Below are 18,713 nucleotides of genomic sequence, written 5' to 3'. Positions count from 1 at the left end.
CTAACTAGGTGAAACGAGGAAATGACCATGAACTGGCAAAAGGCGTTTGTTTTTGCTGGCCTTCTCGCTGGAGTTACCAATTCAGCGATGGCGGCTGAGACGGGCAAGCCGCTGGCGTTTCCGGGCGCGGAAGGCTTCGGCCGTTTCGCCGAGGGCGGCCGTGGCGGCAAGGTGATCAAGGTCACCAACCTGAATGATTCAGGCCCCGGCTCGCTGCGCGCCGCCGTCGAGGCCGACGGTCCGCGCATCGTGGTGTTCGACGTCGGCGGCGTGATCCGCCTGAAGAGCGACCTGAAGATCGCCAACGACCACATCACCATCGCCGGCCAGACGTCGCCTGGCTATGGGATCACCCTTCGTGACGCCCAGTTCCTGATCCACGCCAACCACGTGATCGTCCGCTACCTGCGCGTCCGCGTCGGCGACGTGGCCGGCAAGGAGTACGATTCCATATCGCTGGGCGGCGGCTCGGACATCATCCTCGACCACATCTCGTCGGGCTGGTCGATCGACGAGAGCCTGTCGGTCACCCAGAAGGTCACGCCCGAGGTCAAGCACCTGACCAATGTCACGATCCAGTGGTCGCTGATCGCCGAGAGCCTGAACCACTCGATCCACGAGAAGGGCGAGCACGGCTATGGCAGCCTGATCCAGGGCTCGTTCGGCGCCAAATACAGCTTCCACCACAATCTGTGGGCCCACCACGAGGCGCGGATGCCCCGCATCGGCAACTACGCCGGCGCGAAGGACGACGCCGAGGGCATCACCTTGGATTTCCGCAACAACGTCTTCTACAACTGGGGCCAGGGCGCCACGACGGACTTCTACAACTGGGAGCCGGGCGTCAGCCGCGGCTATTCGATGGACCCGTTCTACGGCCGTCCCGACAATGCCTCGAAGTTCGCGGCAGGAGAGGACCTCAACACCAACTCGACCACCCACTCCAACTTCGTGAGCAACTACTACATCCAGGGCGCCAACACCGGCGGCCCCCTTGCGCTCTACATTCGCAACAAGAGCGGCCTGACCCACTTCGCCGGCAACTACATGGACGACAAGCTGGTCGCCGATCAGAAGACCCTGGTCCTGGCCTCGTCCAACGCTCCCGGCGAACACGTGGTCGACACGCCCTTCGCGTTCGGCGCCGTCGTCACCCAAAGCGCGCCCGACGCCTACAAGGCGGTGCTGGCCAAGGCCGGCGCCTCGCGCAAGCGCGACCCGATCGACGCCCGCGTGGTCAAGAGCGTGGTCGACCGCACCGGCAAGATCATCAACAGCCAGAAAGAGGTCGGCGGCTGGTTCGAAGCCGCCTCGACCGCCGCGCTCAAGGACAGCGACGGCGACGGCATGCCCGACGCCTGGGAGACGGCGCACAAGCTAAACCCGAAGGACGCCTCGGATGCCGCCAAGGATCGCGATGGCAACGGCTATACGAACATCGAAGAGTACGTGAACGGTCTGGTCCGCTAACCACCCGTTCTTCCCGGCGAATGCCGGGATCCAGATGCAAGAGAGCCCGCGTCCCAGTCAGGAACGCGGGCGTTTTGCGTGAGCTTCACAGCCCTACGATCTGGGCCCCGGCATTCGCCGGGGAGATCGGTGGTGGAGGCTACGGCAACGGCTTGAAGCCCTCGGCCTTCACCGTCCACTTGCCGTCCTTCGGGAAGCCCGGCGTCGGCCCCTTGGAGCCGTCCCAGCCCCCCGCCATCATCGCCACGGCCGCCAGCAGCGAGCCGTTCGACGGGAAATAGGTCTCGGCCGCGCGGCGATAGCCCGGGCCGTCAGGCCCCACCGCCTCGCCCGCCGGCACGATCTGGCCACCCGACACCACGGTAGAGGGCACGAAGGCTTGGGCGTGTTCGTCCTGGTGCACGCGGGGCGTCATGCCCGAGACGCCGAACTTGTTGTTCTTGGCCTCGTAGAACAGCCAGTCGACGGCCTTGTCCGGCTCGCCCAGACGCGCGGCGGTCATGGCGACCATCGGATAGTCCCAGCCCCAGGTCTGGCGCAGGTCCCAGTCGGTTTCCACGGCCCGCAGCGTGCGCCGCATGGTCTCCGGGTCGGCCTTCCCCGGGATCAGGCCGTAGGCCATCAGGAACGAGGGGTGGTCGCGGTTCATGCACTTGGGATCGACGGCGTGCTTGGAGCAGGCGGCGCTCTTGGCCACCTTCCAGAAGTCCGGCCCGGACTCGGCCGGAAGGTAGAGGCCGTCCTTGGTCGCCAGCGGGGCCAGGCCCTTGATCACCGCGTCCCACTCGGGCTTGCGCTTGAGGCCGGCGCGCGTGCGCCACTGCTGGGCCTTCTCCAGGCCCCAGCGATAGTATTCCAGCTCGAAGGCCGGGTTGAAGGTGGTCAGCGGATCGTAGTTCTCCTGCACCGGGATGATCGGCGGCCCCAGGATGAAGCGGCCCCTGTCGTCCTTGTGCGGGAAGCTGGCCAGCAGGTCGGCGGTCTCGGAAACCAGTTGGCCGTACTTGGCCAGGGTCGCCTTGGTCGGCTTGTCGCGCCAGATCAGCTCGGACATCCAGATCGGATGCGGCTGCTGCCACATGATGAAGGGCGAGACCTTGCTGGGGCTGTCGACACCGTCGGGTCCAACCATCTTCGGCCACCAGGCGCCCTTCACCCCGTGACTGGCGGCGCGAGCCTTGGCGTCCTTCAGGTGGCTCACATACCAGGGCAGGCTGCGCTCAAGGTACTCAGGCTTGTTCCACAGGGCGAAATGGCCCGCGTGCCAGGCGTGCATCTCGAGGTGGAACTTGCCGTTCCAGCTATTGGAGAACAGCCCCTCCTCCTGCGGCGGAACCTCGCCCGCGCCGTTCAAGGCCATCAGGTACTGCGACAGCACCACGCGGCGCTCCAGCTCGGCCGCGCGCGGGTCGGTGCTGCCCGAGAAGTCGACGGCCGCGCCCTGCGTCCAGTAGCGCTTCCAATGCGCCCGCGTGGCCTGGTCGGCGAGGGTGACGGTCGGCAGTTGCTTCGGCAGCGGCGCACGCGAGAAGGCGACTTCCAGCCCCAGGGCCCGCCCCTTGGCCTTGGGCGCGACGACGAAGGCGTGCGGGCCGGCGGCCGTGAAGTCGACCGCGCGGTCGGCCTGCAAGGCGGCGACGTAGCGGGTCTCGTCCAGTTGGCGCGAGACGTCGAGGCGGGTCGCGCCCTCGCCGGTCACCTTGGTGGTGTGCAGTTCCGGATGATCCCAGTCCGACGGGTCTGGGTTGAGGGTCTTGGAGACGCCTGGGAACTTCACCGACAGCTTCAGACGGCCCTGCTCGACCAGCGCGGAGTCTACGTCGACCACGATCATGTCCAGCGTCGGATGCACCCGCGTGCGCACCGTCACGGTCTCGCCGTCATAGGTGAAGCGGCTGGTCAGGATGCCGGTCCACAGGTCCAGCGTCTGCTCGGTCTGTTTCAGGTCCTCGAACCTGGCGGGCTTGCCGGCCTTGTCGCGCAGGTCCAGCGCCACCCGGCCCAGCGAGAAGCGGTGCGGGTTCTCGCGCAGCCACAGCAGGGCCGGACGCTTCTCGCCCTCGTTCCAGTCGGCCATGTAGGCGTAGGGCTGCTTGCTGCCTCTCACGTCGATCGGAACCGTGCCGTCGGCATAGGTGTAATGGTTCGGATTGGGGAAGGCGTGCCAGGCCCACTGGGCCTCGGTCAGCAGCGGCGCGATCTTGCTGTAGGCCTCGGGGAAGGTCTGCAGGCCGGTGATGTCGGCGGTGAAACCGATCTGGCCGTTCCCGACCATCAACGGCGAGCTGGGATCGACGGCGGTCAGCCTGACGTCATGCCGGCTGACCAGGGCGTGGCGGTCGATCGGCTGGCCGAATGCAGATGTGGCAAGGCAAGCGGCCGCGAGGCCGGCCATCAGAACGCGCTTCATCGTCTACTCCCAGTCGTCTTGTTGTCGCGGGCGCTCAGGCCAGGATCGAACGGTCGATCTCGGCCACGCTGTTGACCCCGGTCAGGGCCATGGCCACGCGCATTTCTTTCTCGAACAGGTCCAGCAGTTGGGTCACGCCCGCCTCGCCGCGCGCGGCCAGGGCGTAGACCCAGGCCCGGCCCAGCAGCACGCCATGCGCGCCCAGGGCCAGCATCCGCACGACATCGAGGCCCGAGCGTACGCCGCTGTCGGCCAGCACCGTCAGCCGGTCGCCTACTGCCTCGGCGATGGCCGGCAGGGCGCGAGCCGAGGACAGCACGCCGTCCAACTGCCGTCCGCCGTGGTTGGAGACCACGATGCCGTCCGCGCCGATATCGGCGGCGGCCTTGGCGTCCTCGGGATCCAGCACACCCTTGATAACCAGCGGGCCCTTCCAGACCTCGCGGATCCACTCCAGGTCCTTCCACTGGATGGACGGGTCGAAGTTCGCCCCCAGCCAGCCCATGAAGTCTTCCAGCCCGGAGTTGTCGCCCAGCACCGGGGCGACATTGCCCAGGGTGTGGGGACGGCCCATGACGCCGACGTCCCAGGCCCAGCTGGGCTTGAACATCGCCTGCATCACACGGCGGGCGGCGGCGTTGGGGCCGCTCATGCCGGAGTGGGCGTCGCGATAGCGGGCGCCGGGCACGGGCATGTCGACCGTGAACACCAGGGTCGTCGCCCCTGCGCCCGCCGCGCGGGCCAGCAGGTCGCGCATGAAGGCCCGGTCGCGCAACACATAGAGCTGGAACCAGATCGGCGCGCTGGACGCCCTGGCCACCTCGTCGACATCGCAGACGCCGACGGTGGACAGGCAGAACGGTACGCCCTTCTTGGCCGCCGCGCGGGCGGCCTGGCACTCCCCGCGCCGGGCGTACATGCCTGTCAGGCCCACCGGCGCCAGGGCGATCGGCATGGCCTGCTCGACCCCGAACAGGGTCGCCTTGGTCGAGACCTGCGAGACGTCCTTGAGGACCCGCTGACGCAGCGAAAGATCCGCCAGGTCGGCGACGTTGCGCGCCAGGGTTCGCTCGGCATAGGCGCCGCCGTCGATATAGTCGAACAGGAACCTCGGCAGGCGACGACGCGCCGCCTCCCGAAAGTCCGTGGTCGAGGAGACGATGGTCATCGCTATTGCAGGTTCACGAAGGCGCCGCCGTCGACCAGCAGGGCCGCGCCGGTGACGTACTTGGCCAGGTCCGAGGCCAGGAAAACGATCGGGCCGGCCAGGTCGTCGGGCTGGCCCAGACGGCCCAGCGGGATGCGGCCGGCCATGTAGTCGCGCTTCTTCTGGTCGGCGAGGTCTTCCTTGTTGATCGCCGTCTCGATCGTCCCCGGCAGCACCGCGTTGCAGCGGATGCCGTAGGGGCCGAGCGCGATGGCGGTCGACTGCATCAGCGAGTTCACGCCGGCCTTGGTCGGGGTGTAGTGCGTCTGCATGCCGCCGCCGACCAGGGCGCTGATCGAGCTGACGGCGATGATCGCGCCGCCGTGACCTTGGCGGACCATCTGGTTGGCCGCCGCCTGCACCATGTAATAGGCGCCGTGCAGGTTGACCCGCATGGTGCGCTCCATGACCTCGGCCGGCATGTCCAGGAAGCTGTGGAACGGGCAGATGCCGGCATTGTTGACGAACACGTCGACCTTGCCGAACGCCTCGACCGCCGCCTGGACGAAGGCCGGGGCGGAAGCGGCCTCGGCCACATCGCCCTTCACGGCGATCGCGCGACGCCCCAGCGCCTGGATCTCGCGCACCGCGTCCGCCGCGCCCGCCTCGTCCGAGTGGTAGTTGATCGCGACGTCGGCGCCGTGCTGGGCGCAGCCGATGGCCGCGGCCTTGCCGATGCCCCCAGAGGCGCCGGTGACCAGCACCACCTTATCCTTCAACAACATAGGCTTCCTTCCCGGGGCTGGCCCGTTACGCGTTACTTCTTGCGTGTGGCCCGCTCGCTCCAGCCCAGTTCGCGGCTGATGGCGTTGGCGGTGTTGCGGACATCGTCCGACAGCGCCTCCATGCGGGCGTCGTCCATGTACTGCGCGGCGCTGGAGAGGCTGATGGCGCCGACCGTCTGGCCGTCGACGCCCCGGATGGGCGCGGCGACGCAGCGGATCTGGTCTTCGTTCTCTTCAAGGTCGAAGGCGCGGCCGGCGGCGGCGTAGCCGCGCATCCGCTCCAGCCAGACCGGCAGGCCCAGGGCGCGCGGCCCGGTCTCGGCCGTGAAGAGCTGCTTCCAGCGTTCTTCGCCCAGGTCGAGGATCAGCGCCTTGCCCAGGCCCGTCGACGACAGCGGCTGGCGCTCGCCGATCCGCGAGCCGATCTCGACCCGCCGACGGCCCGGCACCTTGTCCAGATAGAGGGCCAGATCGCCCTCCAAGATGCCAAGGTGGACGGTGTCGCTGGTCGCATGGGACAGCAGCTCCAGGTGCGGACGGGCGACCTGCGGCAGGTGCATCTGCTCGCGAGCGGCGTAACCCAGCTCCAGCAGCTTCGGCCCCAGCGCATAGCCCTCGCGCGGACGGAAGGTCAGCATCCGCCGGTCGACCAGGGCGGCGGCCAGGCGGTGCGTGGTGCTGCGGGTCAGGCCCAGCGTCTCGGCCAGTTCGGTCAGGGCGATCGGACCGCTGGCGACGGCCTCGATCACGTCCAAGCCGCGCAGCAGGGTCTGGCTGCCCGACGGTTTTCCGTCCGCATCCGCATCGCCGCGCTTGATTGACGCCTCTTGTTCCATTCTCTAGACATACCTCTCACATTGTGAAAGTCCACTACTTAGGACCTTCATTTTGGACGTCAGTTTGCAGATCACGGCCACGAATAGCCAGAGCGTTCCCGAAATATGGGACTAGCGTGCATTTGGGCCAAAACAGAGCCTGCCTCGGGGAGTCGACGCCGATGAGTTTTCCGAAGATCCGCGCCGTGCGGGCCTATGTCGTCCGGGGCGGCGGGGCCGACTATCACGACCAGGGTGACGGCCACTGGATCGACGATCACATCGCCACGCCGATGTCGCGCTACCCGGAATATCGCCAGAGCCGCCAAAGCTTCGGCATCAACGTGCTGGGCACGCTGGTCGTCGAGATCGAGGCCACCGACGGCACGATCGGCTTCGCGGTGACCACCGGCGGCGAGCCGGCCGCCTACATCGTCGAAAAGCACCTGGCCCGCTTCCTGGAAGGCCGCGACCCGGCCGAGGTCGAGAAGATCTGGGACCAGATGTACTTCTCCACCCAGTATTACGGCCGCAAGGGCCTGGTCGTGAACGCCCTCTCCGGCGTCGACCTGGCGCTGTGGGATCTGCTGGGCAAGCTGCGCCAGGAGCCGGTCTATCATCTGCTGGGCGGCAAGGTTCGCGACGAGCTGACCTTCTACGCCACGGGCGCGCGTCCGGACCTGGCCAAGCAGATGGGCTTCATCGGCGGCAAGATGCCCCTGCACCACAGCCCGGCCGAGGGCGAGGAAGGCCTGCGCAAGAACCTCGAAGAGCTGGCGACCATGCGCGAGCGCTGCGGCGAGGACTTCTGGCTGATGTTCGACTGCTGGATGGCGCTGGACCTGAACTACGCCACCAAGCTGGCCCACAAGGCCCATGAGTATGGCCTCAAGTGGATCGAGGAGGCCCTCAGCCCCGACGACTACTGGGGCTATCGCGACCTGAAGAAGAACGCGCCCAAGGGCATGCTGGTCACCACCGGCGAGCACGAAGCCACCCGCTGGGGCTTCCGCATGCTGCTGGAGATGGAATGCTGCGACATCATCCAACCCGACGTGGGCTGGTGCGGCGGCATGACCGAGATCATCAAGATCTCGAACCTGGCCGACAGCCGGGGCGTGCTCTGCATCCCGCACGGTTCGTCGGTCTACAGCTACCACTTCGTCATCACGCGCCATAACAGCCCGTTCGCCGAGTTCCTGATGATGGCCCCGAAGGCCGACGAGGTGGTGCCGATGTTCCACCCGCAGCTGATCGGCGAACCGGTGCCGGTCAACGGCAAGCTCAAGCTCTCCGACGCGCCTGGCTTCGGCGTCGAACTCAATCGCGAGGTCGGCTTGCACCGGCCTTACGCCCGCTGATCCTCTCGAAAGACTAGACCCATGAAACTGCTCCGCTACGGTCCCAAGGGCGCCGAAAAGCCCGGCCTGCTCGACGCTGAAGGCCAGATCCGCGACCTGTCGGGCCACGTCGCCGACATCACCGGCGCCCAGCTGTCGCCGGCCAGCCTCAAGGCCCTGGCGGCCATCGACCCGGCCTCGCTGCCGCTCGTCGAAGGCTCGCCCCGCTACGGCGTGCCAGTCAACGGCGTCAGCAAGTTCATCGCCGTGGGCCTGAACTTCGCCGACCACGCCGCCGAGTCGAACCTGCCGATCCCCGAGGAGCCGGTGCTGTTCACCAAGGCCGTCAGCTGCCTGACCGGTCCGAACGACCCGGTGATGATCCCCAAGGGCTCGCTGAAGACCGACTGGGAGGTCGAACTCGGCGTCGTGATCGGCACGCGCGCCCGCTACGTCAGCGAAGCCGAGGCCCTGGACTACGTGGCCGGCTATGTCCTGATCAACGACGTCTCCGAGCGCGCCTTCCAGATCGAGCGCGGCGGCACCTGGGACAAGGGTAAGGGTTGCGACACCTTCGGTCCGGTCGGTCCTTGGATGGTCACCTCGGACGAGGTCGGCGACCCGCAGAACCTCGGCATGTGGCTGGACGTCAACGGCCAGCGCAAGCAGGACGGCTCGTCCAAGACCATGATCTTCCCGATCAGCAAGCTGGTCTCGTACATCAGCGAGTTCATGACTCTCGAGCCTGGTGATCTTATCACCACCGGCACCCCGCCCGGCGTCGGCATGGGCCAGAAGCCCGAGCCCGTCTATCTTAAGGCCGGCGACGAGATCCGCCTGGGCATCGAGAAGCTGGGCGAGCAACGCCAGATCGTCGTGGCCTGGACCCAGGAAGGCGTGCAGTGAGCACTACCCACGCCTCTCCCTATTTCGGCCGCTTCGCCGGCCGCTGCGCGGTCGTGACGGGCGGGGCCTCCGGCCTCGGCAAGGCGGTCGCCGCGCGCATCGTCGCCGAGGGCGGCAAGGTCGCCCTGTGGGACCTGGACGCGACGACCCTGGAAGCGGTTGGCCTTGAGATCGGCGCCAGCCACACCGTGGCGCTCGACGTCTCCGACCAGGCGGCCGTCGCCGAGGCCGCCAAGACCTCGAACGAAGCCCTGGGCAAGATCGACATCCTGGTCGCCTCGGCCGGCATCACCGGCGCCACCGTGCCGGTGCACGAGTTCCCGGTCGACAGCTGGAAGCGCGTGATCGACATCAACCTGAACGGCATCTTCTACTGCTGCCGCGAAACGGTGCCGTACATGCTGGCGGGCGGCTACGGCCGGATCGTCAACGTGGCCTCGGTGGCCGGCAAGGAAGGCAACCCCAACGCCAGCGCCTATTCGGCGTCGAAGGCCGGGGTCATCGGCCTCACCAAGTCGCTGGGCAAGGAGCTGGCCACCAAGGGCGTGATCGCCAACGCCCTCACTCCCGCCACCTTCGAGAGCCCGATCCTGGAGCAACTGCCGAAGAGCCAGGTCGACTACATGCGCGGTAAGATCCCCATGGGTCGCCTGGGCGAGGTGCGCGAGAGCGCCGCGATGGTCTGCTTCATGGCCAGCGAGGAATGCAGCTTCACCACCGCCGCCACCTTCGACACTTCCGGCGGCCGGACCACCTTCTGATCGCGGCGCGACCCGGAATGCCGGGCGCATCTTAGGAGAGGACACCCATGGGCGCCCTGCCCTTCGTCGATGCGCACATCCACCTGTGGGACCTCACGCGCATCCGCTATCCCTGGCTGACGCCGCCGTTCGACGACACCGGTCCGAACGGCAGCGTCGAGGCGATCGCGCACACCTATCTGCTGGACGACTATCTGGCCGACGCCAAGGCCTGGAACGTCGTCGGGGCGGTGCATGCGGATGCGGGGGCGGAAGGCGCGTCAGCGCTGGAAGAGACCCGCTGGCTGCAGGCGCTGTCGGACGCGCGCGGCCTGCCCAGCGGCCTCGTCGCCTTCGCCGCCCTGGACGCGCCGGACGTCGAGGCGCTGCTGGAGGCCCATGCGGCCCATCGCAGCGTCCGGGGCATTCGCCACATCGTCAACTGGCACGCCGATCCGCAGCGCACCTACACCCAGCGCGACGTGACCGGCGACCCGGCCTGGCGCGCGGGCTTTGGCCTGCTGGCAAAGCACGGCCTGTCGTTCGACCTGCAGTGCTATCCCGGACAGATGCTGGGCCTGGTGGACCTGTTCGCCGCCCATCCCGACACGCCGGTGATGATCAACCACGCCGGCATGCCGGTGGAGACCGACGAGGCCGGCAAGACCCAGTGGCGCGAGGGCATGAAGGCCCTGGCCGCCCTGCCCCAGGTCTCGACCAAGCTCTCGGGCTTCGGCTTCGTCCATCGCCGGTGGACGCAGGATCAGATCCGCCCCTACATCCTGGAGGCCATCGACATCTTCGGCGCCGACCGCTGCATGTTCGCCAGCGACGTGCCGACCGACAAGCTGTTCGGCAGCCTTGACAGACACCTGACCGCCTATGCCGCCATCACCGCCGGCTTCAGCGAGGACGAGCGCCGCGACCTGTTCGGCCGTAACGCCAACCGCCTCTATCGCCTGGGCCTGGACCTCTGATGCGCAAGATCGCCACCCGCATGCGGCTCAAGCCCGGCCGGCTGGACGAGTACCGCCGCCGGCACGACGCCCTGTGGCCGGAACTCGAGGCGCTGCTGAAGAGCTGCGGGATCTCCGACTATTCCATCCACCATGACCCAGAGACCAACGCCCTGTTCGCCGTGATGTGGTGCGCCACGCCCGAGCGGCTCGACGACCTGCCCGCCCATCCGGTGATGCGGCGCTGGTGGGGATCCATGGCGCCGCTGATGGAAGTCAATCCGGACAAATCGCCGGTCAGCGTCGCGCTGGACACCCTGTTCCACCTCGCCTGACAGCATCCAAGACAAGAAGAAAAGGGAGAAGACCATGACGCCCAACCCGTTGCTCGGCGTGCTGTTCCACTGGCTGGGCGGCCTGGCCTCGGCCAGCTTCTACGTGCCCTATCGCGGGGTGCGCCGCTGGTCGTGGGAGATCTTCTGGCTGACCGGGGGGATCTTCTCCTGGCTGCTGGCGCCGTGGTTTTTCGCCGCGATCCAGACCCGCGACTTGATGGGCGTGATGAGCCAGGTGCCGGGCAATATCGCCGGCCTCTGCATCCTGTTCGGCGTGCTCTGGGGCTTCGGCGGCCTGACCTACGGGCTGACCATGCGCTATCTGGGCCTGTCGCTTGGCATGGCGGTGGTGCTAGGCCTCTGCACGGTGTTCGGGACGCTGATCCCGCCGATCGTCCAGGGCGACTTCGCCGAGAAGCTGCTGAACAACGCCTCGGGCCGGATCATCCTGCTAGGCCTTGTCATCACCTTGGCTGGCATCGTCGTCGTAGCCCTGGCCGGGGCGCGCAAGGACGCCGCACTCTCCGAGGACGCCAAGAAAGCGGTCATCGCCGAGTTCGACTTCAAGAAGGGCGTCGCCGTGGCGATCTTTTCCGGGATCATGTCGGCCTGCTTCGCTTTCGGTCTGGCGGCGGGCGAGCCGATCAAGGCGCTGTCGGCGGCGGCTGGCACCGGCCCGCTGTGGACCGGCCTGCCGGTGCTGTGCCTGGTCATGTTCGGCGGCCTGCTGACCAACGGCGTCTGGTGCGGCTTCCTGATCGTGCGCAACAAGAGCGCCGGCCAGTGGCTGGGCGGCGCCGCGCCTGCCGAGGACGCGGCTTCCAAAGACGCTGGCGAAGCCAAGCCGCCGTTGCTGGCCAACTACCTGCTGTGCGCCCTGGCCGGCACGGCCTGGTACTTCCAGTTCTTCTTCTACACGATGGGCGAGAGCCAGATGGGCAAGTTCGGCTTCTCCAGCTGGACGCTGCACATGGCCAGCATCATCATCTTCGGCACCGTCTGGGGCTTTGCCCTGCGGGAGTGGAAGGACGCCCGTCCGGGCGTGAAAGCCACGGTCTGGGGCGGCATCGCCCTGCTGATCGTGGCGACCATCGTCATCGGCTACGGCAACAAGATCGGGGCCGCGTAGCCTGTCTGTCTCCCGTCATGGTCATGCGCTAGGGTCGGCCGCAAAGGGCCGTCCTAGCGCCCAGGACACAGCGAGGAGACTACCGTGAAGATCGTCACCAGCCTCAGCTTCAAGGGCGAGTGCCGCCAGGCGTTCGATTTCTACGCCCAGGTCCTGGGCGGCAAGGTCACCGCCGCCTACCCGTTCGGCGACGGCCCGCCCGACATGCCGGTCGATGCGAAGTACAAGGACTGGCTGATGCATGCGTGGCTGGAGGTCGGCGACCAGGCGATCATGGGGGCGGACATGCCGCCCGAGTTCGCTCCGAACATCGACAAGCCCAAGAACGGCTTCGATGTCACCTATCACGCCGATGACCCGGTCGAGGCGCGGCGCGTGTTCGACGCGCTCTCGGAAGGCGGCAAGGTCGGCATGGACTTTGCCGCGACGTTCTGGTCGCCGGGCTACGGCAGCCTCACTGACAAGTTCGGTATCCCGTGGATGATCAACACCATCCCCGCCCAGCCCTGATCCGGCAACTTGGTCCGCCGGTCTTCTACTCGCCCGAGATCGAGGCGCGCAGGCGGCCGGCGACATCGCCCAGGGTGATGGCGCCGAGGGAGTCGTTGACCTCGAGCACACCCTGCCCGTGCTGCTGCGACAGATTGCCGGTGAAGTCGGTCAGCGCGGTGATGTGCTGAGCCAACAGGTCAACGGTGTGCAGCTCCTGCATCACCGACAGGCGATGCTCGTCCGGAACCACTTCCAGGATCTTGCCGAGGGCGACGTCGAGATGCCCGCACGCCACCGCCGCGATCGACATCTCGGTCGAGATCGCCTTCAGCACCGTTTCAACGCTCGCAGGCGCGAGTTTATCCGACATCAGTAACCCCCTGATTCCCTAAGGGGAGGTCAGCACGCGCAGGCCTGTGACGGCAACCCCATGATTTGTGCGACGAATTATCGCGGCTGGGTCGGAGCCAGCCAGGGACAACATCAGATGGTAGTGCGGCGCAACAGTTCGTCGCGGCGTTCAGCCATCTCGCGGCGGGTCCGCTCCAGCGCATCGCGCTCGGCCATCGACAACAGAGTCTCGACCGTGCGGTTCAGGTGATCATGGATCGCGCGGCGCGCTTCCTTGGGATCACGGTCGCGCAAGGCGGCCACGATGCGGTGGTGATCCTCGGCGAAGTTCTTCGGATCGGCCAGGCGCACGCGGCGCAACTGGCTGGAGCAGTCGGGAAACTGCCGACGCAGCGTCCAGATCTCCTCGACCGCCGCGACGATGGCGGCGTTGCGGGTAGCGTGGGCCACGGCGAGGTGGAAATCGTGCTCCAGCCGCTCGCCGTCCTCGGTGGCGGCCAGGTTGGTCAGGTCGCGGGCGATGCGCTCCAGCCCCGCGATATGCTCGTCGCTGACCGCGGCGGCCAGGGCGCAGGCCTCGCCCTCGAACAGGCGGCGAGCCTCGGTCAGCTCCAGAGCGCTGACCTCGGCCTCGGTGACGTCTTCCTCGGGCTTGCCCCGGGTGGTGACATAGACGCCGGAGCCCTGGCGGGCCTCGACCAGCCCCTGGAATTCCAGGGCGATCATCGCGTCACGAATCGTGGGCCGGCTGACCCCGAACGAGTCGGCCAGTCCCCGCTCGGACGGCAGGCGGTCGCCAGGGACATAGCGCCCCTCGGCGATCGAGGCCGCGATCGAACGGGCCACCTGCTGGTACAGCTTCTGGGGATCCTGCGCCGTGCGCATCAAACCTCGCTTGGATGGAGAGAATCTATCTTAGCGCGAGGTCAGGCCTTTGGAAGCAGAGCCTTGCGCGAGCTTGCGAACTTCGCTGGCCGACAGCAGGAACGCGCCGACGCCATAGAGCTGAGTATCATCGCGACCCACCTGGTCAGGCGCGACTCCGACGCGCTGCACCCAGCCCAGACGACCGTCCGGCTCTATGGCCGCGTCCAGCGCCTTCCAGCCCTTGTCGATCGCCGGGCCGTACTTGGCGCGGGGCAGCAGGCCGTGGTTCACGCCCCAGGCCAGGCCGTAGACAAAGAAGCCCGTGCCGCTGGTCTCCGGCGTCTTCTGCGGCTCCAGCAGCGAGACCGGCCAGTAGCCGTCGGCGCCCTGCAGGGTGACGATCTTGGCCGACATCTGCTTGAAGATCGCCTCGTACTTCGGACGGCTGGGATGATTGGCCGGCAGGTCCTGCAGGATCCGCGCGATGCCCGCATAGGCCCAGCCATTGCCGCGTCCCCAGAAGATCTTCGCGCCCGCGTCGCTGCGGCGCGTGATGAAGCGGCTGTCGCGGAAATAGAGATGGTCGGTCTTGTCGTAGAGATAGTCGGTCGTCGCCCAGAACTCGCTGTCGGCGTGGTCCAGGTAGCGCCTGTCGCCAGTGACCTTGGCGAGGCTGACCCAGGCGGGCGGGGCCATGAAGATGGCGTCGCTCCAGCACCAGCGCGCCTGGCAGTAGGGGTCGCCCTTGGCCGGCTTCGGCGCGAAGTCCAGCGACACGGTGGACGGATCGGCCAGCACCGCGTCGAAGCGCGCGCGGATCGGCGCGAGCTTGCTCTGGTCCTTGGTGCGACCGGCGGCCCAGACCCACACCGCGCCGGTGGCGTCTGCGTCGGCGTGGCGCGGACGATGGTCGAAGCCCCAGGCTTGCGCCTCGCCGTGCTTGAGGATCGCGGTGGTGAGGTACGGGTCCTGGGTCGCGTCGGCGAAGGTGTACAGGCCAATATAGAAGGCCGCCTGGATCCAGTCGCGGGGCGCCTCGGTGTCCTTTCGGAACGCGGCGACCGGCACGTAGTCGAAGTTGTCCATGTGGGCCAGCTGCCAGGCCGCGACCTTGCGGCCGGCCGCGTCGACCGAAGAGGCCGTGACGCTGACGACGGCGGCCTTCGCAGACATTCGGGGGGCGGCGATGGTCGGCGCCGCGCCGCCGGCCAGGATCGCGGCGGCCAAGGCCGCCGTCAGGAGCGTCTTGAAGGTCATGGGTCCGTTTTCTCCCGTCTTGTTCTTATGGGTTTGGTCCAGGCGCTAGGCCTAGGTATTGGGGCCGAGCTGTGAGACCGCCAGGACGTCCATGTCGTCGAATTCCAGGTTCTCCCCGCCCATCGACCAGACAAAGGTGTAGTTCGAGGTGCCGACGCCGCTGTGGATCGACCAGCTGGGCGAGAACACCGCCTCGCCCTCGTCCATGAACACCGCGCGGGGCTCGGACGGCTCCCCCATCAGGTGCATGACCCGGCCAGGGTCGGTGTCGAAGTACATGTAGATTTCGCTGCGCCGGCGATGGGTGTGCGGCGGCATGGTGTTCCAGACATTGCCGTCGGCCAGTTCGGTGAAGCCCATCACCAGCTGGCAGGTCTCGACGATGCCGGGGCGGATGGCTTGACGGATCACCCGACGATTGGCGGTCGTCGCCTCCCCCGCCTGGATCGTCCTGGCCTCGTCGCGCCGCACCCGCTTGCTGGGGTGGCTGGCGTGAGCCGGATAGCTGACGAAGTAGAACTTGGCCGGGTTGGCAGGATCGTCGCTCGCGAAGCTGACGGCCTGCGTCCCACGGCCGACATAGAGGCTGTCGTGGCGCGCTAGGTCGAGACCCTCGCCATCCAGGGTCACCACGCCAGGACCGCCGATGTTGATCACGCCCACCTCACGCCGCTCACAGAAGAACCGCGAGGCCAGCTCCTTGTGGGTCGGCAGGGTCAGGGGCGTATCGGTCGGCGCGGCCGAGCCGACCACCGCCCGCTCGATCTCCAGATAGCTCAGCGACAGCTCGCCGGGCCGGAACAGCTTGTCGATGACGAAGGTGTCGCGCAGTTCGCGCCCCGTCATGCGGCTCATGCCCGCGCGATCGGTGCTCTCACGATAGTCCATCTGAACGCTCATCGGCCGAGTTGGCCTCCACTTCGGGGAGGGCGCTGGCCAGCCGCGGCATTCACCGGCGGTCGCTCCGTGGCGCGCATCCATCCCCCGTTTTTCGCTGGTTGCGAAACCGACATTACCAATCCGATGGTGACGCCGTAAAGGCCGAACGCGCGCCGATTGCATGTCCAACGTTGTCATTAGCCCTTGTTCGCCAAGCTGTTCGCCGAATTGACAGTGAAAACAACCACCCAGACCATATCCGCTCGCCGAACGACGCTACTTGACAACTGGTCTGACCATAAGTCATCAGTTGGGCATACCAATTAGCCGCGGGACAGTGAGCCAGCGGCAGGCGCAGGAACACCAGGACCATGACCAGCATCCGATTGCTGCTGCTCGCCTCCACGGCGACGGCCTTGCTCGCCGCCCCCGCCGCGGCTCTGGCTCAGCAGACCAACACCGACTCCGCACAGCTCGAAGAGATCATCGTCACCTCGACCAAGCGCGCCGAGCGCCTGCAGGACGTGCCTGTCTCGGTGACCGCCGTCACCGCCGACGTGCTGGACCGCAACAACGTCCGCGAGCTGGGCGACCTGGTGAAACTGTCGCCGGGCCTGGTGATCAACTACGGCAGCCAGCCGGGCAATTTCAGCATCAACATGCGCGGCATCGGCACCTTCTCGAACGGCATCGCCGTCGAGTCGGATGTCGCGGTGGTCATCGACGACGTGCCGGTCGGCTTCCAGGCCGCCGCCTTCAAGGACCTGATCGACGTCGAGCGCGTGGAAGTGCTGCGCGGCCCGCAAAGCACCCTGTTCGGCAAGAGCGCCATCGCCGGCGTACTGAACATCGTCACCGCCGCTCCGACCAAGGAATTCTCCGGCAAGGCCATGGCGCTGGCCACCGACGACGCCGAGCGTCGCCTGGCCTTCACCGTCTCGGGTCCGATCCGCGACAACCTGCTGTTTCGCCTGACGGCCGCCAAGAGCGACTATGACGGCAACGTCAAGAACCTCACCACCGGCAAGAACGTCAACGGCAGCTCGGGCTTCACCGCCACCGCCAAGCTGGTCTGGACGCCGACCGAGAACCTGACCCTCAGCCTGGCCCCACGCTACAACCACAATGTCAGCAGCTGCTGCGCCAGCGTGATCAGCGAGCTGACGCCGGGCCTGTTCTATCAGGGCGAGCCGGGCTTCCCCGCCAGCACGACGCTGCGCGGCATCACGATCGACAAGAACAACCACTTCCTGCGCGCCGACGACCGTATCGGCGGCGGCAACTCGGATGTGTTCGGCACGACCGCCCGCCTCGACTACGCCTTCGGCGACGGCTCGGCGCTGAAGGGCCACACCCTGTCGTCGATCACGTCGCACGATCGCTGGAAGATGACCGACTTCCAGGACATCGACGGCACCGACGTACCGTTCCTGCTGGGCTTCCCCGTCGCCAACCCCTCGGGCGTCAACAGCGGCGCGGTCATCAATGGCTACTTCCACGCCGACAGCTGGACCCAGGAGTTCCGCCTGACCTCGCCGGGGGACACACGGCTGCGCTACGTGGCCGGCCTCTGGTACGCCAAGAACGACCTGGACCGCTTCCTGAATCGCGGCCCCGTGCTGCAGTTGGCCCGTTACCTGGCCGAAAGCACCAACGAGAACTACTCGGCCTACGCCAACGCCACCTGGGACCTCACCGATCGGCTCAGCCTTACCGGCGGCGGTCGGATCAATCGCCAGAAGATCAGCTACAAGTTCGACAAGACCATCTTCGCCAGCACCGCCATCGGCGCGGCGACGACACACCAGCTGTTCGGCAAGGCCGACCAGGACGACGCCTTCACCGGCAAGATCGGCGCGCAATACAAGGTGACGCCGGACATCATGACGTTCGCGACCTTCTCGACCGGCTACAAGGGTCAGGCCTACGACCTGGTCAGCACCTTCGACGCCCGGATCGCCGCCCAGATGCCGGTGCCGCCCGAAACGGCCAAGAACTACGAGCTGGGCTTCAAGAGCAGCCTGTTCGACCGCCGCGCCTATTTCAACGCCACCCTGTTCAGGGCCGACTACAAGGGCTTCCAGACCTCGGTGACGTCGTTCCTGCCGGACGGCACGTTCCTGACCTTCCTGAACAGCGTCGGTCAGTTGCGCACCCAGGGCCTGGAACTGGACGGGGTGGCGCGCCTGAGCTCAAATTTCAGGATCAACGGCGCCTTCGCCTACACAGACGCGACCGTCGTCGACTTCGCCAACGGCCCCTGCAACAACGCCCAACCGGCCACGGCCGACCTGCCGCTGCAGCCCGCGGGCTATGTCGGCAAGCCGGGCGAGTGCTACCGCACCCCGACCACCAACGGCCGGGTGCAGAACCTGCATGGCAAGCGCCTGAACAACACCCCGAAGTTCAAGTTCAACATCGGCGGCCAGTACGACATCGATCTGCCCGGCATGCCCTTCAAGGGCTTCGTCGGCGCGACCTATCGCTGGCAGGACGACGTGAACTTCTCGCTGAGCCAGGACCCGCGCACGATCCAGAAGGCCTACGGCATTGTCGACCTGAAGCTGGGCGTCAACGCCCTGAGCGATCGCTACAAGATCTCGGTCTTCGCCAACAACCTGTTCGACAAGCGCTACGCCCAGGGCCTGGGCAACGGCACGTCAGGCTACAGCAATCCGGCCATCCCGACCGCGCTCGGCAAGACGTGGTTCCCCGGTCGCGACGCCTTCCGCTACGTGGGCGCTCGCCTGGACGTGAACTTCTAGAGGCCGGGTCCAGCCCCGCCTCCAAGGCCCCCCTCCTGCGGCCGGATCCCACCTGCGGATCCGGCCTCC

The 18,713-nt window shown here is 67.1% G+C and carries 17 protein-coding genes; 9 read left to right on the top strand and 8 right to left on the bottom strand.

Going from position 1 to position 18,713, the window contains the following annotated elements:
• Positions 1–87 precede the first annotated feature (87 nt).
• Positions 88–1,470: a polysaccharide lyase family 1 protein gene (locus CSW62_RS07170; RefSeq protein WP_233206626.1), complete on the top strand. Its 1,383-nt coding sequence runs from the start codon at positions 88–90 to the stop codon at positions 1,468–1,470.
• Positions 1,471–1,609: 139 nt separating this feature from the next.
• On the opposite strand, the gene CSW62_RS07165 is transcribed toward CSW62_RS07170, so the two are convergent.
• From CSW62_RS07165 to CSW62_RS07150, 4 genes are read right to left on the bottom strand one after another with little or no spacing between them, the layout of a single operon-like run.
• Positions 1,610–3,880 carry a hypothetical protein gene (locus tag CSW62_RS07165; RefSeq protein ID WP_099576468.1) on the bottom strand — a complete coding sequence of 757 codons (2,271 nt, stop codon included), beginning with the start codon at positions 3,878–3,880 and terminating at the stop codon, positions 1,610–1,612.
• A 34-nt stretch (positions 3,881–3,914) separates the two neighbouring features.
• Positions 3,915–5,048 (bottom strand): FMN-dependent L-lactate dehydrogenase LldD, encoded by a 1,134-nt coding sequence (gene lldD / locus CSW62_RS07160; protein WP_099576467.1) that lies wholly within the window; start codon positions 5,046–5,048, stop codon positions 3,915–3,917.
• Between the two features lie 2 nt (positions 5,049–5,050).
• Entirely contained in the window at positions 5,051–5,812 is a 762-nt protein-coding gene (locus tag CSW62_RS07155) for an SDR family NAD(P)-dependent oxidoreductase (protein ID WP_099576466.1), read from the bottom strand.
• A gap of 32 nt (positions 5,813–5,844) precedes the next feature.
• Complete coding sequence (locus CSW62_RS07150; RefSeq protein ID WP_099576465.1) at positions 5,845–6,648, bottom strand: IclR family transcriptional regulator; 804 nt, start codon at positions 6,646–6,648, stop codon at positions 5,845–5,847.
• Positions 6,649–6,809: 161 nt separating this feature from the next.
• Between CSW62_RS07150 and rhmD the strand changes: the two genes are divergently transcribed.
• The 7 genes from rhmD to CSW62_RS07115 all read left to right on the top strand — a co-directional run bounded on the left by rhmD (position 6,810) and on the right by CSW62_RS07115 (position 12,543).
• Positions 6,810–7,988 (top strand): L-rhamnonate dehydratase, encoded by a 1,179-nt coding sequence (gene rhmD / locus CSW62_RS07145; RefSeq protein ID WP_099576464.1) that lies wholly within the window; start codon positions 6,810–6,812, stop codon positions 7,986–7,988.
• 21 nt (positions 7,989–8,009) lie between these two features.
• Entirely contained in the window at positions 8,010–8,873 is an 864-nt protein-coding gene (locus CSW62_RS07140; protein ID WP_099576463.1) for a fumarylacetoacetate hydrolase family protein, read from the top strand.
• Complete coding sequence (locus CSW62_RS07135) at positions 8,870–9,634, top strand: SDR family NAD(P)-dependent oxidoreductase (protein ID WP_099576462.1); 765 nt, start codon at positions 8,870–8,872, stop codon at positions 9,632–9,634. Before CSW62_RS07140 ends, CSW62_RS07135 begins: the two co-directional genes overlap by 4 nt.
• A gap of 47 nt (positions 9,635–9,681) precedes the next feature.
• Positions 9,682–10,590, top strand: coding sequence for an amidohydrolase (locus CSW62_RS07130; protein ID WP_099576461.1), 909 nt, complete (start codon positions 9,682–9,684; stop codon positions 10,588–10,590).
• Positions 10,590–10,904 carry an L-rhamnose mutarotase gene (locus tag CSW62_RS07125; RefSeq protein WP_099576460.1) on the top strand — a complete coding sequence of 105 codons (315 nt, stop codon included), beginning with the start codon at positions 10,590–10,592 and terminating at the stop codon, positions 10,902–10,904. The genes CSW62_RS07130 and CSW62_RS07125 overlap by 1 nt, the downstream gene beginning before the upstream one ends.
• 34 nt (positions 10,905–10,938) lie before the next feature.
• Positions 10,939–12,033 carry an L-rhamnose/proton symporter RhaT gene (rhaT, locus tag CSW62_RS07120; RefSeq protein WP_099576459.1) on the top strand — a complete coding sequence of 365 codons (1,095 nt, stop codon included), beginning with the start codon at positions 10,939–10,941 and terminating at the stop codon, positions 12,031–12,033.
• An 84-nt stretch (positions 12,034–12,117) separates the two neighbouring features.
• Entirely contained in the window at positions 12,118–12,543 is a 426-nt protein-coding gene (locus tag CSW62_RS07115; protein ID WP_099576458.1) for a VOC family protein, read from the top strand.
• 25 nt (positions 12,544–12,568) lie between these two features.
• Here CSW62_RS07115 and CSW62_RS07110 read toward each other — a convergent pair whose 3' ends face one another.
• The 4 genes from CSW62_RS07110 to kduI form a co-directional block, all read right to left on the bottom strand.
• Positions 12,569–12,895, bottom strand: a complete 327-nt coding sequence (locus CSW62_RS07110; RefSeq protein WP_099576457.1) for a hypothetical protein — start codon at positions 12,893–12,895, stop codon at positions 12,569–12,571.
• A gap of 113 nt (positions 12,896–13,008) precedes the next feature.
• Positions 13,009–13,761, bottom strand: coding sequence for a FadR/GntR family transcriptional regulator (locus tag CSW62_RS07105; protein ID WP_099576456.1), 753 nt, complete (start codon positions 13,759–13,761; stop codon positions 13,009–13,011).
• Between the two features lie 30 nt (positions 13,762–13,791).
• Positions 13,792–15,000: a glycoside hydrolase family 105 protein gene (locus CSW62_RS07100; RefSeq protein ID WP_099576455.1), complete on the bottom strand. Its 1,209-nt coding sequence runs from the start codon at positions 14,998–15,000 to the stop codon at positions 13,792–13,794.
• Between the two features lie 51 nt (positions 15,001–15,051).
• Positions 15,052–15,900, bottom strand: a complete 849-nt coding sequence (gene kduI / locus CSW62_RS07095; RefSeq protein ID WP_233206625.1) for a 5-dehydro-4-deoxy-D-glucuronate isomerase — start codon at positions 15,898–15,900, stop codon at positions 15,052–15,054.
• A gap of 350 nt (positions 15,901–16,250) precedes the next feature.
• Between kduI and CSW62_RS07090 the strand changes: the two genes are divergently transcribed.
• Positions 16,251–18,644 carry a TonB-dependent receptor gene (locus CSW62_RS07090; protein WP_099576454.1) on the top strand — a complete coding sequence of 798 codons (2,394 nt, stop codon included), beginning with the start codon at positions 16,251–16,253 and terminating at the stop codon, positions 18,642–18,644.
• Positions 18,645–18,713 lie beyond the last annotated feature (69 nt).

The organism is Caulobacter sp. FWC2, assembly GCF_002742625.1.
GTDB lineage: Bacteria > Pseudomonadota > Alphaproteobacteria > Caulobacterales > Caulobacteraceae > Caulobacter.
Note: the sequence above shows the minus strand (reverse complement) of the source record. Positions and strands in the feature narration are given on the sequence as shown.

What these genes read in the sequence shown, in the direction of transcription:
- CSW62_RS07130 (WP_099576461.1), top strand. Translation starts at nt 9,682, where the DNA reads ATGGGCGCCCTGCCCTTCGTCGATGCGCACATCCACCTGTGGGACCTC.
- CSW62_RS07110 (WP_099576457.1), bottom strand. Translation starts at nt 12,895, where the DNA reads ATGTCGGATAAACTCGCGCCTGCGAGCGTTGAAACGGTGCTGAAGGCG.
- CSW62_RS07170 (WP_233206626.1), top strand. Translation starts at nt 88, where the DNA reads ATGGCGGCTGAGACGGGCAAGCCGCTGGCGTTTCCGGGCGCGGAAGGC.
- CSW62_RS07105 (WP_099576456.1), bottom strand. Translation starts at nt 13,761, where the DNA reads ATGCGCACGGCGCAGGATCCCCAGAAGCTGTACCAGCAGGTGGCCCGT.
- CSW62_RS07155 (WP_099576466.1), bottom strand. Translation starts at nt 5,812, where the DNA reads ATGTTGTTGAAGGATAAGGTGGTGCTGGTCACCGGCGCCTCTGGGGGC.
- kduI (WP_233206625.1), bottom strand. Translation starts at nt 15,900, where the DNA reads ATGAGCGTTCAGATGGACTATCGTGAGAGCACCGATCGCGCGGGCATG.
- rhaT (WP_099576459.1), top strand. Translation starts at nt 10,939, where the DNA reads ATGACGCCCAACCCGTTGCTCGGCGTGCTGTTCCACTGGCTGGGCGGC.
- CSW62_RS07140 (WP_099576463.1), top strand. Translation starts at nt 8,010, where the DNA reads ATGAAACTGCTCCGCTACGGTCCCAAGGGCGCCGAAAAGCCCGGCCTG.
- CSW62_RS07100 (WP_099576455.1), bottom strand. Translation starts at nt 15,000, where the DNA reads ATGACCTTCAAGACGCTCCTGACGGCGGCCTTGGCCGCCGCGATCCTG.
- CSW62_RS07090 (WP_099576454.1), top strand. Translation starts at nt 16,251, where the DNA reads ATGACCAGCATCCGATTGCTGCTGCTCGCCTCCACGGCGACGGCCTTG.
- CSW62_RS07150 (WP_099576465.1), bottom strand. Translation starts at nt 6,648, where the DNA reads ATGGAACAAGAGGCGTCAATCAAGCGCGGCGATGCGGATGCGGACGGA.
- lldD (WP_099576467.1), bottom strand. Translation starts at nt 5,048, where the DNA reads ATGACCATCGTCTCCTCGACCACGGACTTTCGGGAGGCGGCGCGTCGT.
- rhmD (WP_099576464.1), top strand. Translation starts at nt 6,810, where the DNA reads ATGAGTTTTCCGAAGATCCGCGCCGTGCGGGCCTATGTCGTCCGGGGC.
- CSW62_RS07125 (WP_099576460.1), top strand. Translation starts at nt 10,590, where the DNA reads ATGCGCAAGATCGCCACCCGCATGCGGCTCAAGCCCGGCCGGCTGGAC.
- CSW62_RS07165 (WP_099576468.1), bottom strand. Translation starts at nt 3,880, where the DNA reads ATGAAGCGCGTTCTGATGGCCGGCCTCGCGGCCGCTTGCCTTGCCACA.